Genomic DNA, 13,294 nt, shown 5'->3' with positions numbered 1-13,294 from the left:
ACTGGCCCGAATGGCGGGCGGCGCTATTCGGCGACCGTTTCGCCCTGGCTGGCCAGCCAGTTTTCGAAGACGGCCAGCTGGTCTTCGAAGAAAACCATCTTTTTCCTGGCCAGCTCCAGGTCGCGCGCCTTGCCCGCCTTCTCCACCGCCTCGGCGGCGTCGCCCATGCCGTTGGCTCCCACCATGCGGCTGGCGCCCTTGATGCGGTGCGCGGAAAAGCCGATGCGCTCCGCATCCTCCGCGGCCATCGCCGCGCGCAGTTCGGCCACGTCCTCGCTGTTGCCGGTCTGGAATTCGCGCAGGATCTCCAGCTCCACGCTCAACTCGCCATTGCTGTACACCTCGAGCACGCTTCGGTCCACCGGGATCCGCGGCGCATCCAGAGGCGGCGGCTCCGCGACCTCGGCCTTGCCAGGGACGTCGGACGACGCGGCGGCGCCGTCCGGCGGAGACCCGGACATGGAGCCCATCCATTTTCGCAATGTCGCTTCAAGCGCCAGGATGGACAGCGGCTTGGTCAGGAAATCGTCCATGCCGGCTTCGCGCGTCTTGTCCACCTCCTCCTTGGCCGCGTTGGCGGTGCAGGCGACGATGGGAATGCGGCCGCGCTCGGGATGCGACTCCTCATGGGCGCGCACCAGCCGCGCCAGTTGGTAGCCGTCGATTCCGGGCATGTGGCAGTCGGTCAGAATCAGCGAGTAACGTCCGGACAGCCATTTGCTGAAGGCCCGGTCGCCGTCCTCGGCCCAGTCCGCCGGGTAGCCGAGCTTTTCCAGCTGCTTGAGCGTCAGCTTGCGATTGGTGGGGTTGTCCTCGGCGAACAGAATGGGAAACAGTCCGCTGCCCAGGCTGATCTCCTTGTCGGCCTGAGCGGCGGCGATCACGGTCTCCAGCGGCACGCGCTGCTCCGGCAGCATGACCGGCTCCACCTGTTCGGCCAGCCACTCCACCTCCAGCAACAGCCTGGCGCAGCTGCCCTTGCCCTGCTCGCTCTCCATCTCCACGTGGCCGCCCATCAGGCCGGCCAGCCGCCGGCAGATCGCCAGCCCCAGCCCCGTTCCGCCGAAACGGCGGGTGGTTTCGGAATCCGCCTGGGTGAACGGCTGGAACAGCTTGCTCAGTTGCTCCTGGGACATGCCGATGCCGGTGTCCTCGACCTCGAAGCTCAGCACCTGGTAATTGGCCACGGTATCCATCACCTTGACCCGGATGTCCACCTTGCCGCTGGCAGTGAACTTGATGGCGTTGCTGATGAAGTTCTGCAGGATCTGCCTCACCCGCAGCGGGTCGATGACCAGCGTCGGTGCCAGCTTGTCGTCCAGCGTCAGCGTCAGCTCCAGGCCCTTCTTGCTGGCGTTCTCGTGGTAGAGGCTGCGCACGCTGTCCATGAAAGGCCGTATCGCGGTGCGGGTGGGCACGATCTCCAGCCGGTCCGCCTCGATCTTGGAGAAATCCAGGATGTCGTCTATCAATCGCAGCAGCGTGTTGGCCGAATCCTGGATGGTGGCGACGGTGTCGCTCTGCTCAGCGTCCAGCCGGGTCATCGCCAGCAGTTCCAGCATCCCCAGCACGCCGTTCATCGGCGTGCGGATTTCATGGCTCATCGTCGCCAGGAAGGCGCTCTTGGCGCGGTTGGCGGCGTTGGCCTGGTCGCGCGCCATCCTCAGCTCGAATTCGGCCATCTTGCGCTCGGTGATGTCGAGACAGGCCAGGATGATCACCGACTCGCTGGCGTCGGGGAACAGCAGCTGCCCCTCGAACAGCACCCAGATCGGCCGGCCGGTGCCGGTCAGGCACTCCAGCTCGCAATGGATGCGGGCATTGTCCTGCTGCATCTTGGACATCTGCTCGGCCAGCTCGTACCAGCCGTGTTCGGATGCCAGCAGCTCCATCAGGTGCATGCCGGACAGGCCGTATTCGTCGCCGACGTCGAATATGCTCTCGGCCGTGAGGTTGGCGCGAGTGATCTGGAAATGCTCGTTCAAGCGCAGCAGCCCCACCGGCGATGCCGAATAGACGGCCTCCTCCTCCTGCAGCACGGCCCGCAATTGCGCCTCGGACAGCTTGCGCCTGTCTTCCTCGGCGTAAAAACCCAGGATGTTGGCGTAGGCGCCCAGCAAGGGCAGGATGCTGATGCCCAGCTGCGACAGCGTGGGCCGCAGCAGGCAGACGCCGGCCGCGGCCTCGCCGCCCAGCATCACCGGCAGCGACACCCATGACGGCTGGGCCGTCAGGCTGCGGAACAGCGCGGCCAGCGGCATGTCGGTCTGCGACAGCTGCTGCGGCAGCGGCAGAAAATCCGGCCACTCTCCCGCCTGGGGCACCAGGCACTCCTCGGCTTCGTCGCCCATGGTCCAGGCCACCAGCAGGCATTGCTCGGAGCTGGTGAACTCGAGGAAGGTATGATGCAAGCGCTGAAACACGGTGTCGCGCTCGGCGCGCGACAGCAGCATCGCCTCGATTTCCGAAATCACCGACAGCAGGGCGACGCTGCGCTCCAGCGAGTTCTCCGCCAGCCTCCGCTTGTGCTCGTCGCGCACGATCAGGATGTTCAGCGGCCGATTGATGTCTTCCTGGAAGCGCCCCACGTTCAGCATCGCGTGGAAACGCTCGCCGCTGCTGCCCATGCCCTCGACCGGCATCGTTCGTCCCGTCTGCACCTCCAGCGCGGCCAGCACCGACAGCAGCTCGTCGTCCACCACGAAAAGCTGTCGGACCGGCATGCCTATCAGCGCGCTCATCGGGTAGCCGAACATGCGTCCCGCGCCCTCGTTGGCCATGTCGATCACGCCGTTCTGGTCGACCACCAGCATGGAGTCGCCCGAAACGTCCAGCATGCGCTGCAGAAAGTCCAGGGGCCTGAGCACCTTGCGCACCACGACATAGCACAGGAAGGCCAGCAGCGCCAGCACCGCGAGTCCGAACGCTCCCTCCCTCAGCAAGGTGTTCCGATAGTGGATGCGGTTTTCCTGCAAGGTGCGCTGCGCCCGCTCGGCGATCTCCCCTCGGGCACGGTCCAACGAATCGGACAATTGGGCCAGATTGCGCCGGTAATCGGTGGCCTGGCTGAACTGCAGGCGGCCGTCCACCTGCTCAAGCTGCAGCTGGGTCAGCAATTGCAGCCGGTTCGCCTGCATGGTGATATCGGCGAAGCGCTTCGACAGCGCCGGATCGCCGATGCTGTCCAGCCTAGGCTGCAAGCGCCCCAGCAGCAGCATGCCGGCGCTCAGGCCGCGCGCCAGCGACTCCTCGGTGCGGCGATCCAGCCTGCCTTTCAGCTCGGAACGCAGCACCAGCGCCTGCGCGCTGGAACGGAGCCAGTAGGTCAGCGTCGCCGCATCCTGACGCAACCAGGCCAGGTTGCTGATGCGCGACTCTCCGCTGGCCGCCATACTCGCCACCACGGCGTCCAGCAGCAATTGCGCCTGCTGCTGGACATCGCGGGTGCCTTCGTACAATTTGGCGAGCTGGACCTCCCGGTCTGCGGCATCGCCCCGCATTTCCCGGCGCGCCGCCACCCTCAGTTGCTGAAATTGCCTGACCGATTGCCGCAGGCTGGCGAGACGCTCCGCCGCGTGGCCCTCGTCGCGGCCGTACCAAGTGGTCACCAGAGTCAGAAAGCTCTCGTCCACCTGCCGCGCCATCTGGCTCAGCGCCGCCTCATCCGGTCGTTTCGCCAGCAGCGCCTCCATCAGCAAACCGCTTTCCTTGGCCTGCAGATTGGCGAAATTCCGGACCCCGTACGCATCCTGGTTCAGGCGCACCAGCGATTCCGCCAGCTGATAGGCCCGCCAGGCGGAAAACTGCAATGCCGCCACCACGCCGGCCTGCAGCAGGCCAAGAAGCAGAACGATCGCCAGCACGCTTCGGCCGATCACCACCGCCTGGCTGCGGCTGTGTCCTGACAACTGCATGCCTAATGCCTCGCCACCGTTGGATTGGCGGCCGCCTCATCGCTGTTCGCGACGTAAATCTGCGTGACGCCGTAACGCTCGCTGTAATCGCGCAGCACGGCGATCTGGTTCGCCGAAATGCTGGCCCCTCTCGGCAACAACAAATGTCCCGCCCTGCTGCGCAGATCGCGCGTCAACACCGAACCTGACCGGATCTTGTCAAGGGACAGGCACTGTTCCTGGGGCTCGTCCTGGGATGCCGGCGCGCGGGTCTCGAACAGGCGGCCGAACACCTTCTTGTCGTATTCGGTCCCGGTGGCGACATGGTAGTAGCTGAACGGGTCGATTTCAGGCCGGCCGCGGTTCATCGCCACCTGTATCGCCTTTTCCACATCCGCCGGCTTCGGCGGCTTCACCACGAAACCATCCGCATGCAGCTGGCTGGCCAGCACCACATTGCTGCGGTCAGCGTGTCCCGACAGGAAGACGAAGGGAAGATTGGACGCGTTGGCGGTATGCCCGCATCGCAGCTCCTTGAGCAGGTCCATGCCGTTCATCGGCTGCATCTGCACATCGCACAGCACGATGTCCACGGACCGGATATCCAGCAGCCGCATCGCCGTCGTCCCATCCGCGGCCTGGAAGATGTGGTCCTGCTTGATGCCCATGCTCTGCAGGGACTGGGAAATCAGCGTGCGCACCAGCGTCTGGTCGTCCACGATCAGGATGCGCAGGCGGGCCAGGTCGACCGAGATCATTTTGTCTCCTTCATACAGGGTTCCCGCTCGATATCGGGCCGCCTTCCGGCACGGCGGCCATCTCCTGCAACAGCTCCTCCTCCGGCACCGCCAGCGACACCGCGTCGCCTTCGCCCAGGCCGCATCCAAGCGCCTGCGCCAGCGCCAGGCTCTCTTCGTCGTCCAACCCGGTGGCGCACACCGGCGCCTGCCCGAGGCCAAAGGACCGCAGCAGACGGAAAGCGCCCGGATCCTCACCCTGAAGGATTTTCATCCATTGCAGCGCCTCCAGCGGCGCGTTCACCTGATCGAAAGGCAGCCGGAACAGATTGCTGACGGTCAGGGAACCCTGGCCGAACCCGTCCGCCAGCAGGCGGAAGCCCAGATATTTGACCTTGGCGATGTTTTCGAAACACAGGGCGTCGGAGCGCCGGTTCAAGCCGTCCGCCAAGGCGAACCCCAGGCAGGCGGGCGACACCTCGGACTGCTGCAGCGCCATGAAGCAGCGGTCGAATACATTGTCCGCGCTCAGGCAGGCCTCATCGATGCGGATGTTCACCCGGCAATCGTCGATTCCGGCCGAGAGACGCATGTCCTGCAACAGGCGCGCGGTGCGCTCCACCACGATCTCCAGCAAGGCCGCGGAAGCCATCCTGCGCCCGGCAAGCAAAGCCAGCAGGCGGTCGAACGCCAGCCTCCTGCCGTCGGGCAGCTGCAGCGTGCGCAGCGTGAAGCCGGCCAGCCTCCTCCCGTGAAGCGAGCGCACAGGCGCGAACTGCATCCGGAATGTCTCGCCGCCCAGATCCGCCAGCAGTTGGGCGACATCCCCGACCGCCGGCGCCTCGCTGCGTTCCATTTCGCTGAAAATGCCGTTGAGCGCGGCGACGAACGCCTCGGCGGAATAGGGTTTGGACAGGAAGCGGGTGCAGCTCAAGCCCAGATTGACGGACATGTCGGCGATGGTCTGCAGCGTCTTGCCGTCATAGCCTGAAATGATCAGCAACGCGGACTGATATCCCAGCCGCGCCACATTCTTGATGAAATCGATCCCGTTCATGCCGGGCATGCCGATGTCGGTGATCACCAGGTGATAACCGCCTTCGGCGATGCTGCGCAATGCCTCGGCCGGATCGCTGAATTCGTCTATTTCCACTGCGAACCGGGTGAAGAAGCTGGCCTGCCGCGAAATCAGCTTGCGCAGGACCAGTTGATCATCCAGGACCAGGAACCGTTTCGGTTTCAGCTCCATGCCACGTTGCCCCTTCCAGACGGGCCGGTCCCTGAGCGCCGGACACCGGACATGCCGCCTTGCCGATCGATGAACGCTGCGTAAAACCGCGACGCGGCACGCGGCAGGACAGCCCTGTCCACGGCCCGGCGCTTTAAGACATTCGCGTAATTCCACCTGACGCAATACCATGTATAGGCTGACAAATTTGCCAGCACAAGCGGGGTCTGGCCGCGCCGTCGCGGCAACGCCCGCGCTCGGGTATCATCGCTGACGGCCCCACACTTCCCGCACAGGAGAACGCCATGCGCTTCGATTCCAACCAGCTCGGCAACGTCGAGGTCGACGAGACCACCATCATCACCTTCCCCCAGGGCATTCCCGCGCTGGAAAACTGCACCCGCTTCAAGCTGTTCCACGACATCACCCAGCCGACGCCGCAAATGTATTGGCTGCAGTCGCTGGACGATCCCGGCATCACCTTCAGCCTGGCGCTGCCCGACAGGCTGGGCGTGCGTTTTCAGATCGAGCTGTCGGACGAGGAAGTCGCGCAGCTGCAGTTGTCCGGACCGCAGGATGCCGCCATCCTGCTGATGCTGTATCGTCCGCTGGACCTCGATCGCGATTCCCACCCGGTGCTGGGCGCGCTGCAGGCCAATCTGTGCAATCCGCTGGTGATCAGCCTGTCCTCGCGCCGCGGCATCCAGAAGACCGGCCTCAAGATCGACATCCTGCTGCACACGCCATGAACGAGATCCAACGCTGCGCCTGGTGCGGCGACGATCCGCTGTACGTCGCCTACCACGATCGGGAATGGGGCCGTCCCGAGCGCGACGACCAGAAGCTGTTCGAGATGCTGGTGCTCGAGGGCGCGCAGGCCGGCCTGTCCTGGATCACCATTTTGAGAAAGCGCGAGGGCTACCGCGCCGCCTTCCACGGCTTCGATCCGGCCAAGGTGGCGGCGATGACCGACGACGATGTCGAGCGGCTGATGCAGGATCCCGGCATCGTCCGCAACCGGCTCAAAATCCAGAGCGCCATCCGCAACGCCAAGGTATTCCTGCGGATGCAGCGGGAGCACGGCAGCTTCGCCGACTGGCTGTGGGCGCACGTCGACGGCCAGCCCATCCTGCGCCGCCGCGACGACGCGCGGGTGCCGGCCAGCACCGAACTGTCCGACCGCATCAGCAAGGCGCTGAAAAAGGCTGGCATGAATTTCGTCGGCAGCACGGTGGTCTACGCCTACCTGCAGGCCTGCGGCGTGGTCAACGACCACCTGTCCGGCTGCTTCCTGCATCCGGACCCCGGCGGCTGAAGCCGGCAGCCCTCCCATGAAAAACGGCCGCTTGCATCAGCGGCCGTTTTTGCGGGCAAGAGGCGGATCAGGCGAAAGCCAGTTGTCCGTTCCGGGCTTCCACCATCACCGTGGCTTTCGGCGGGTACTTGCCGGCCAGGATGGCCTTGGCCAGCGGGTTTTCCAGCTCGGCCTGGATCGCCCGCTTCAGCGGCCGCGCGCCGTAGACCGGGTCGAAACCGGCTTCGGACAACAGCGCCAGCGCCTCGTCGCTGATCTGCAGGCTCAGCTCCAGCTTGGCCAAGCGGTTTTCCAGGCTCTTCAACTGGATGCGGGCGATGGACTGGATGTGTTTCTCGTCCAGGCCGTGGAACACCACCACCTCGTCGATGCGGTTGATGAATTCCGGCCGGAACTGCGTCTTCACTTCCGCCATCACGGCGAGCTTGATCACCTGGTAATCGTCGGTGGCCATCGCCTGGATCTGCTGGCTGCCGATGTTCGACGTCATCACGATCACCGTGTTCTTGAAGTCCACGGTGCGGCCCTGGCCATCTGTGAGCCGGCCGTCGTCCAGCACCTGCAGCAGCACGTTGAACACGTCCGGATGCGCCTTTTCCACCTCGTCCAGCAGGATCACGCTGTACGGCTTGCGGCGCACCTGCTCGGTGAGATAGCCGCCTTCCTCGTAGCCGACGTAACCGGGCGGCGCGCCGATCAGCCGCGCCACCGAATGCTTCTCCATGTACTCGGACATGTCGATGCGGATCAGGTGGTCTTTGCTGTCGAACAGGAAGCTGGCCAGCGTCTTGCACAGCTCGGTCTTGCCGACGCCGGTCGGTCCCAGGAACAGGAAGGAGCCGTACGGCTTGTTGGGATCGGCCAGGCCGGAGCGCGAGCGGCGGATGGCGTCGGCCACCGCGCTGACCGCCTCGTCCTGCCCGACCACGCGCTGGTGCAGCACATCCTCCATCTTCAGCAGCTTTTCGCGCTCGCCGGTCAACATCTTGGACACCGGGATGCCGGTGGCCCGGCTGACCACCTCGGCGATCTCCTCGGCGCCCACCTGGGTGCGCAGCAGGCGGTTGGGCTTGGCCTCGCCCTTGTCGCCGGCGGACTCGGCCTCCTTCAGCCGCGCCTCGAGCTGCGGCAGCTTGCCGTACTGCAGTTCTGCCAATTTCTGCCAGTCGCCCTTGCGCTTGAGCTCCTCCATGTCCACCTTCAGGCGGTCGATCTCCTCCTTGATGCTCTGCGAGCCCTGCTGGGCGGCCTTCTCGGCCTTCCAGATCTCTTCCAGGTCGGCGTATTCGCGCGACAGCTCGGCGATCTCGTCCTCGATCAGCTTCAGCCGTTTCTGGCTGGCTTCGTCGCTTTCCTTGTTCACCGCTTCGCGCTCGATCTTCAGTTGGATCAGCCTGCGGTCAAGCTTGTCCATCGCCTCCGGCTTGGAGTCCAGCTCCATCTTGATGCGGCTGGCGGCCTCGTCGATCAGGTCGATCGCCTTGTCCGGCAGGAAGCGGTCGGTGATGTAGCGCTGGGACAGTTCCGCCGCGGCGACGATGGCCGGGTCGGTGATGTCCACGCCGTGGTGGATTTCGTACTTTTCCTGCAGGCCGCGCAGGATGGCGATGGTGTCCTCCACCGACGGCTCGCCCACCAGCACCTTCTGGAAGCGGCGCTCCAGCGCGGCGTCCTTCTCGATGTACTTGCGGTACTCGTCCAGCGTGGTGGCACCGATGCAGTGCAGCTCGCCGCGCGCCAGCGCCGGCTTCAGCATGTTGCCGGCGTCCATCGCGCCGTCGGCCTTGCCCGCGCCCACCAGGGTGTGGATTTCGTCGATGAAGATCAGCGTCTGGCCGTCGTCCTTGGAGAGGTCGTTCAGCACCGCCTTCAGCCGCTCCTCGAACTCGCCGCGGTACTTGGCGCCGGCGATCAGCGCCGCCAGGTCCAGCACCAGCAGGCGCTTGTTCTTCAGGCTTTCCGGCACTTCGCCGTTGACGATCCGCTGCGCCAGACCTTCGACGATGGCGGTCTTGCCCACGCCCGGCTCACCGATCAGCACCGGGTTGTTCTTGGTGCGGCGCTGCAATACCTGGATCGCGCGGCGGATTTCGTCGTCGCGGCCGATCACCGGGTCCAGCTTGCCCTGGCGGGCGCGCTCGGTCAGATCCATGGTGTATTTCTTCAGCGCCTCGCGCTGGCCTTCGGCGTCGGCGCTGTTGACGCTCTCGCCGCCGCGCACCGCGTCTATCGCCGCCTGGATGGACGCGTGATTGCCGCCGTGCTCTTTCAGCAAGCGGCCGGCCTCGCCCTTGTCCTGTGACAGCGCGGACAGATACAGCTCGCTGGCGATGAATTCGTCGCCCAGCTTCATCGCGATCTTGTCGGCGATGTTGAGCAGATTGGCCAGATCGCGCGACACGGTGATCTCGCCGCCATGGCCCTGCACCCGCGGCAGGCGGTCGATCGCCTGCTTGAGACCGGCCTTCAGCGCCGGCACGTTGACGCCGGCGCGCGCCAGCAGGCCGCCGACGCCGGCTTCGGCGTCGTCCAGCATGGCCAGCAGCAGGTGCTGCGGCTCGATGTATGGGTTGTCGTTCGCCACGGCGAGGCTCTGGGCATCCCCCAGCGCCTGCTGGAACTTGGTGGTCAGCTTGTCGAATCGCATGGTGTCGGTTCCCCGTTTGAATCTTGTCGATGACTTCCATTTTGGGGAGGCCAATGCCCATTTCAAGAGTTGCCAAACACCAAGGATTGACTACGCTCAAATCAAGGCAATGACGTTCAAATAATACGCTCGATACCACCGTCGCTCAGCAAGGGGAAACCATGACGCGCCTCGCATTGATCGCCGCCGCATTGCTCATGTCCGCTCAAGCCTCCCAGGCCCGCGACTTCTCCCTGTTGCTGTTCGGCGCCTCCCTTCATCACGGCTGTTCCACCTGCAATCTCAATCAAGACAACCCCGGAGCTGGGCTCGAGTGGGCATTTGCGGGCGATCAGGACAATGGCCGCTGGTTCTCACGCGCCGGCGTCTATCGGGACTCCTTCCGCAAGGATGCAAACTTCGTCACGCTGGGCTGGCGGCGCGAATGGGAAATCTTCGGCCCGGTCTTCGCCGGCATCGGCCTGCAAGCCGGCTATCTGCACGGTTCCGGCCACAATGGTCCGGCAGCCTTGCCCACAATCAGCCTAGGCACCCAATCCCTGGCGCTGGCGGTCGGCTACCTGCCCAGGGTCAACGTGGGCAGCCACCACCCCAAAACCTCGGTCACCACCTTCAACCTGCGGTGGACCGGGTGAGGCGCTTGAACTTGGACGCTCATGCCCGGCATGAGACAATGGCGTCAAATCGATTTACCCTTCCCGCCGGCCCTCCATCGCCGACGCTGATCAAATAAATGACCCACTCTCACGCCCAACTCGTCTGGCAGGACGGCCAGCCCATGTCCGCCGTCTTCGGCGACGTGTATTTCTCCCGCGCCTCCGGCCTGGAGGAGACCCGCCACGTCTTTCTCCGCCACAATCAGTTGGAGGAGCGCTTCGCCGCGCTGCCCCCCTCCGGCTCATTCGCCATCGCGGAAACCGGCTTCGGCACCGGCCTGAATTTCCTCTGCGCCTGGCAATGCTTCGAGGCGCGCGCGCCGGCCGGCGCCAGGCTGCACTTCGTCAGCGCGGAGAAGTTTCCGCTGACCCCGTCCGACCTGGCCCAGGCGCTGGCGCTGTGGCCGGAGCTGGAGCCATGGTCTTCCCAGCTGCTGGCGCAATACGACGTTCTGACGCCGGGCTGGCACCGCTTCGTGCTCGCCGGCGGCAGGGTGACGCTGACGCTGATGATAGGCGACGTGCTGGAGGTGCTGCCCCAGCTGGATGCACGCGTCGACGCCTGGTTCCTGGACGGATTCGCGCCGTCCAAAAACCCGGACATGTGGCAGCAGGCGCTGTTCGAGCAGATGGCCCGCCTGTCGGGTCCCGGCGCCAGCTTCGCCACTTTCACCAGCGCGGGCGCGGTGCGGCGCGGCCTGGCCGGGGCCGGTTTCGAAGTCAGGAAAGCGCCCGGCCACGGCGCCAAGCGCCATATCAGCCACGGCTGGATCGCCACGCCGCCTGACGCCGGCTGGCAAGCGCCTTGGTACGCCCGGCCCGAGCCCCGCTGGCGCGAGCGCAGCGCCATCGTGGTCGGCGGCGGCCTGGCCGGCGCCGCCAGCGCGCGCAGCCTGGCGCTGCGCGGCTGGCAGGTGACGCTGATAGAGCGGATGCCGCAATTGGCGAGCGCGGCCTCCGGCAATCCGCAGGGCGTGCTGTACACCAAGCTCTCCCCCCACCTGACGCCGCTGACCCGGCTGGTGCTGTCCGGCTACGCCTACAGCCTGCGCGCGCTGCGCTGCCTGCTGCCCGAGGACGGCGACTGGCAGGCCTGCGGCGTGCTGCAGCTGGCGCATGACGGCAAGGAAGCGGAAAAACAGCAGGCGCTGGCCGAGTTGAACCTGCCGGAATCGGTGATGCGGCCGCTGGATCGGGACGCCGCCAGCGAGCTGGCCGGCACGGATCTGCCATGCGGCGGATTGTTCTTCCCCCAGGGCGGCTGGGTGCATCCGCCCGCGCTGGTGCGCCAGCTGGCCGACCACCCGAATATCGTGATCAAGACCGGCCGCACCGCGTTGACGCTGGATTACGATCCGGCGCAACGCAGCTGGACCGCCGGCGACGAGCAGGGGCCGCTGGCGGTGGCGTCCGTGGTGGTGCTGGCCGGCGCGGCCGAAACCGCGCAGTTCGACAGCACCCGCCATCTGCCGCTGAAAAAGATCCGCGGCCAGATCACCAGCATCCCCGCCAGCGAGGAAAGCAGCCGGCTGCGCACCGTGCTCTGCGGCGAAGGCTATATCTCCCCCGCGCGCGGCGGCCGCCATTGCCTGGGCGCCACCTTCAAGTTCGACACCGACGACCTTGGCGTCAACGACGGCGAGCATGCGGAAAACCTGGCCATGCTGGCCGAACTGGCCCCGTCGCTGCGCGCCAGCCTGGACCGCGACGCGCCTGAGCACCTGGACGGGCGCGCCGCCTTCCGCTGCACCAGCCCAGACTACCTGCCGCTGGTCGGCCCCGCGGTGGCGGCGCGCGATTTCGTCCACGCCTACCGCGAACTGGCGCGCGACGCGACCTTGCGGCCGGCCACGGCCTGCCCGTGGGCCGAGGGCCTGTACGTCAACGCCGCCCACGGCTCGCGCGGGCTGATCACCGCGCCGCTGTCGGGCGAGATACTGGCTTCGCTGCTGGAGGGCGAGCCGGCGCCGCTGCCCGCCGATCTGATGCGGGCGGTGCATCCGTCCCGTTTCCTGCTGCGCGACCTGATCCGCCGCAAGCTGGACCCGGACGCGCTGTGACCCATCTCAGGCCGCGGTCGGCGCGCGCGTTATCGCCGCTCGGATCGCGTCCGGGATCGGCACCGACTTCTCGGCCTTGTAATCCACCCAGACCAGCAGCACCTCGGCGCTGGCGTAGACCACGCCGGGATCGTCCCTGCGGTAAAAGTGGTGGCGCAGCTTCAGGCTGCTGCGCCCCAGCTTTTCCAGCTCGATGGTGATGTCCAGCGTGGCCGGATAGGTCAGCTGCTTGCGGTAAGTGCAGCTGGTGCTGGCCAGCACCGGGCCTATGCCGTCCGGCTCGATGCCGAATCCCATGCCCTGCAGCCACTCGATGCGGACCTGCTCGAGATAGCGGAAATAATAGGTGTTGTTGAGATGGCCCACCGCGTCCATATCACCCCAGCGCATGCTGATGGTACGCGTGTCCAGCACCGGCAACGGCGTCGTCAAGGCTTGCTCCCGACTGTCTGAAAGACTCCATGATAACGGCAAAAACCGAATGCCCGGCTTATTTGCCGATTCTTTTGCGAAAGTGTTAAATCCCAGTCGTTTTGATTACACCCCGTCACACAAGCCATCAACAATCATGCTACTGGCGCCAGGGCCTGATCGGGATAATGTGCCTTGTCCGGTTCGCGGTCTCCAACGGGATAGCGAGCGGGACATGATCGATGCCAGGTCGCAGACCAAACCTCGATCACCTGAGCGAAGGTGCAATTCAGAGCCCCCCTGGGGCTCTTTTTTTATTCCCTCCAGCCAGGCCGCGCTAGGCGAAT

9 protein-coding genes are annotated in these 13,294 nt (G+C 65.6%); 4 read left to right on the top strand and 5 right to left on the bottom strand.

The window, feature by feature from the left end:
- Positions 1 to 23: 23 nt before the first annotated feature.
- The 3 genes from CV_RS09535 to CV_RS09525 are packed head-to-tail and all read right to left on the bottom strand — an operon-like array spanning position 24 to position 5,879.
- Positions 24 to 3,914, bottom strand: coding sequence for an ATP-binding protein (locus CV_RS09535; RefSeq protein ID WP_043595953.1), 3,891 nt, complete (start codon positions 3,912 to 3,914; stop codon positions 24 to 26).
- Between the two features lie 2 nt (positions 3,915 to 3,916).
- Positions 3,917 to 4,651 carry a response regulator gene (locus CV_RS09530; protein ID WP_011135499.1) on the bottom strand — a complete coding sequence of 245 codons (735 nt, stop codon included), beginning with the start codon at positions 4,649 to 4,651 and terminating at the stop codon, positions 3,917 to 3,919.
- A 10-nt stretch (positions 4,652 to 4,661) separates the two neighbouring features.
- Positions 4,662 to 5,879: an EAL domain-containing response regulator gene (locus tag CV_RS09525; RefSeq protein WP_011135498.1), complete on the bottom strand. Its 1,218-nt coding sequence runs from the start codon at positions 5,877 to 5,879 to the stop codon at positions 4,662 to 4,664.
- Positions 5,880 to 6,163: 284 nt separating this feature from the next.
- Here CV_RS09525 and fliW point away from each other — a divergent pair, with 284 nt between their 5' ends.
- Together fliW and CV_RS09515 are read left to right on the top strand one after the other, a co-directional pair.
- Positions 6,164 to 6,607 (top strand): flagellar assembly protein FliW, encoded by a 444-nt coding sequence (gene fliW, locus CV_RS09520; protein ID WP_011135497.1) that lies wholly within the window; start codon positions 6,164 to 6,166, stop codon positions 6,605 to 6,607.
- A complete protein-coding gene (locus tag CV_RS09515) occupies positions 6,604 to 7,173 on the top strand; it encodes a DNA-3-methyladenine glycosylase I (RefSeq protein WP_011135496.1) in 570 nt (189 codons plus the stop codon). The genes fliW and CV_RS09515 overlap by 4 nt, the downstream gene beginning before the upstream one ends.
- Positions 7,174 to 7,240: 67 nt before the next feature.
- Here the strand turns inward: CV_RS09515 and clpB are convergent, their stop codons facing one another.
- Positions 7,241 to 9,820 carry an ATP-dependent chaperone ClpB gene (gene clpB, locus CV_RS09510; RefSeq protein WP_011135495.1) on the bottom strand — a complete coding sequence of 860 codons (2,580 nt, stop codon included), beginning with the start codon at positions 9,818 to 9,820 and terminating at the stop codon, positions 7,241 to 7,243.
- Positions 9,821 to 9,981: 161 nt separating this feature from the next.
- Here clpB and CV_RS09505 point away from each other — a divergent pair, with 161 nt between their 5' ends.
- Both CV_RS09505 and mnmC read left to right on the top strand, forming a co-directional pair.
- Positions 9,982 to 10,455 carry a hypothetical protein gene (locus tag CV_RS09505; protein ID WP_011135494.1) on the top strand — a complete coding sequence of 158 codons (474 nt, stop codon included), beginning with the start codon at positions 9,982 to 9,984 and terminating at the stop codon, positions 10,453 to 10,455.
- A 98-nt stretch (positions 10,456 to 10,553) separates the two neighbouring features.
- Entirely contained in the window at positions 10,554 to 12,536 is a 1,983-nt protein-coding gene (gene mnmC / locus CV_RS09500; RefSeq protein WP_011135493.1) for a bifunctional tRNA (5-methylaminomethyl-2-thiouridine)(34)-methyltransferase MnmD/FAD-dependent 5-carboxymethylaminomethyl-2-thiouridine(34) oxidoreductase MnmC, read from the top strand.
- A 6-nt stretch (positions 12,537 to 12,542) separates the two neighbouring features.
- On the opposite strand, the gene CV_RS09495 is transcribed toward mnmC, so the two are convergent.
- Entirely contained in the window at positions 12,543 to 12,968 is a 426-nt protein-coding gene (locus CV_RS09495; RefSeq protein ID WP_011135492.1) for an acyl-CoA thioesterase, read from the bottom strand.
- Between the last annotated feature and the right edge of the window lie 326 nt (positions 12,969 to 13,294).

It is taken from the genome of Chromobacterium violaceum ATCC 12472 (assembly GCF_000007705.1).
GTDB lineage: Bacteria > Pseudomonadota > Gammaproteobacteria > Burkholderiales > Chromobacteriaceae > Chromobacterium > Chromobacterium violaceum.
This window is presented reverse-complemented; position numbering and strand designations above follow the sequence as displayed.

Excerpts from the sequence above, each read along its gene's own strand:
- CV_RS09515 (WP_011135496.1), top strand. The coding sequence starts at position 6,604 with ATGAACGAGATCCAACGCTGCGCCTGGTGCGGCGACGATCCGCTGTAC.
- CV_RS09530 (WP_011135499.1), bottom strand. The coding sequence starts at position 4,651 with ATGATCTCGGTCGACCTGGCCCGCCTGCGCATCCTGATCGTGGACGAC.
- CV_RS09525 (WP_011135498.1), bottom strand. The coding sequence starts at position 5,879 with ATGGAGCTGAAACCGAAACGGTTCCTGGTCCTGGATGATCAACTGGTC.
- mnmC (WP_011135493.1), top strand. The coding sequence starts at position 10,554 with ATGACCCACTCTCACGCCCAACTCGTCTGGCAGGACGGCCAGCCCATG.
- fliW (WP_011135497.1), top strand. The coding sequence starts at position 6,164 with ATGCGCTTCGATTCCAACCAGCTCGGCAACGTCGAGGTCGACGAGACC.
- CV_RS09535 (WP_043595953.1), bottom strand. The coding sequence starts at position 3,914 with ATGCAGTTGTCAGGACACAGCCGCAGCCAGGCGGTGGTGATCGGCCGA.
- CV_RS09505 (WP_011135494.1), top strand. The coding sequence starts at position 9,982 with ATGACGCGCCTCGCATTGATCGCCGCCGCATTGCTCATGTCCGCTCAA.
- clpB (WP_011135495.1), bottom strand. The coding sequence starts at position 9,820 with ATGCGATTCGACAAGCTGACCACCAAGTTCCAGCAGGCGCTGGGGGAT.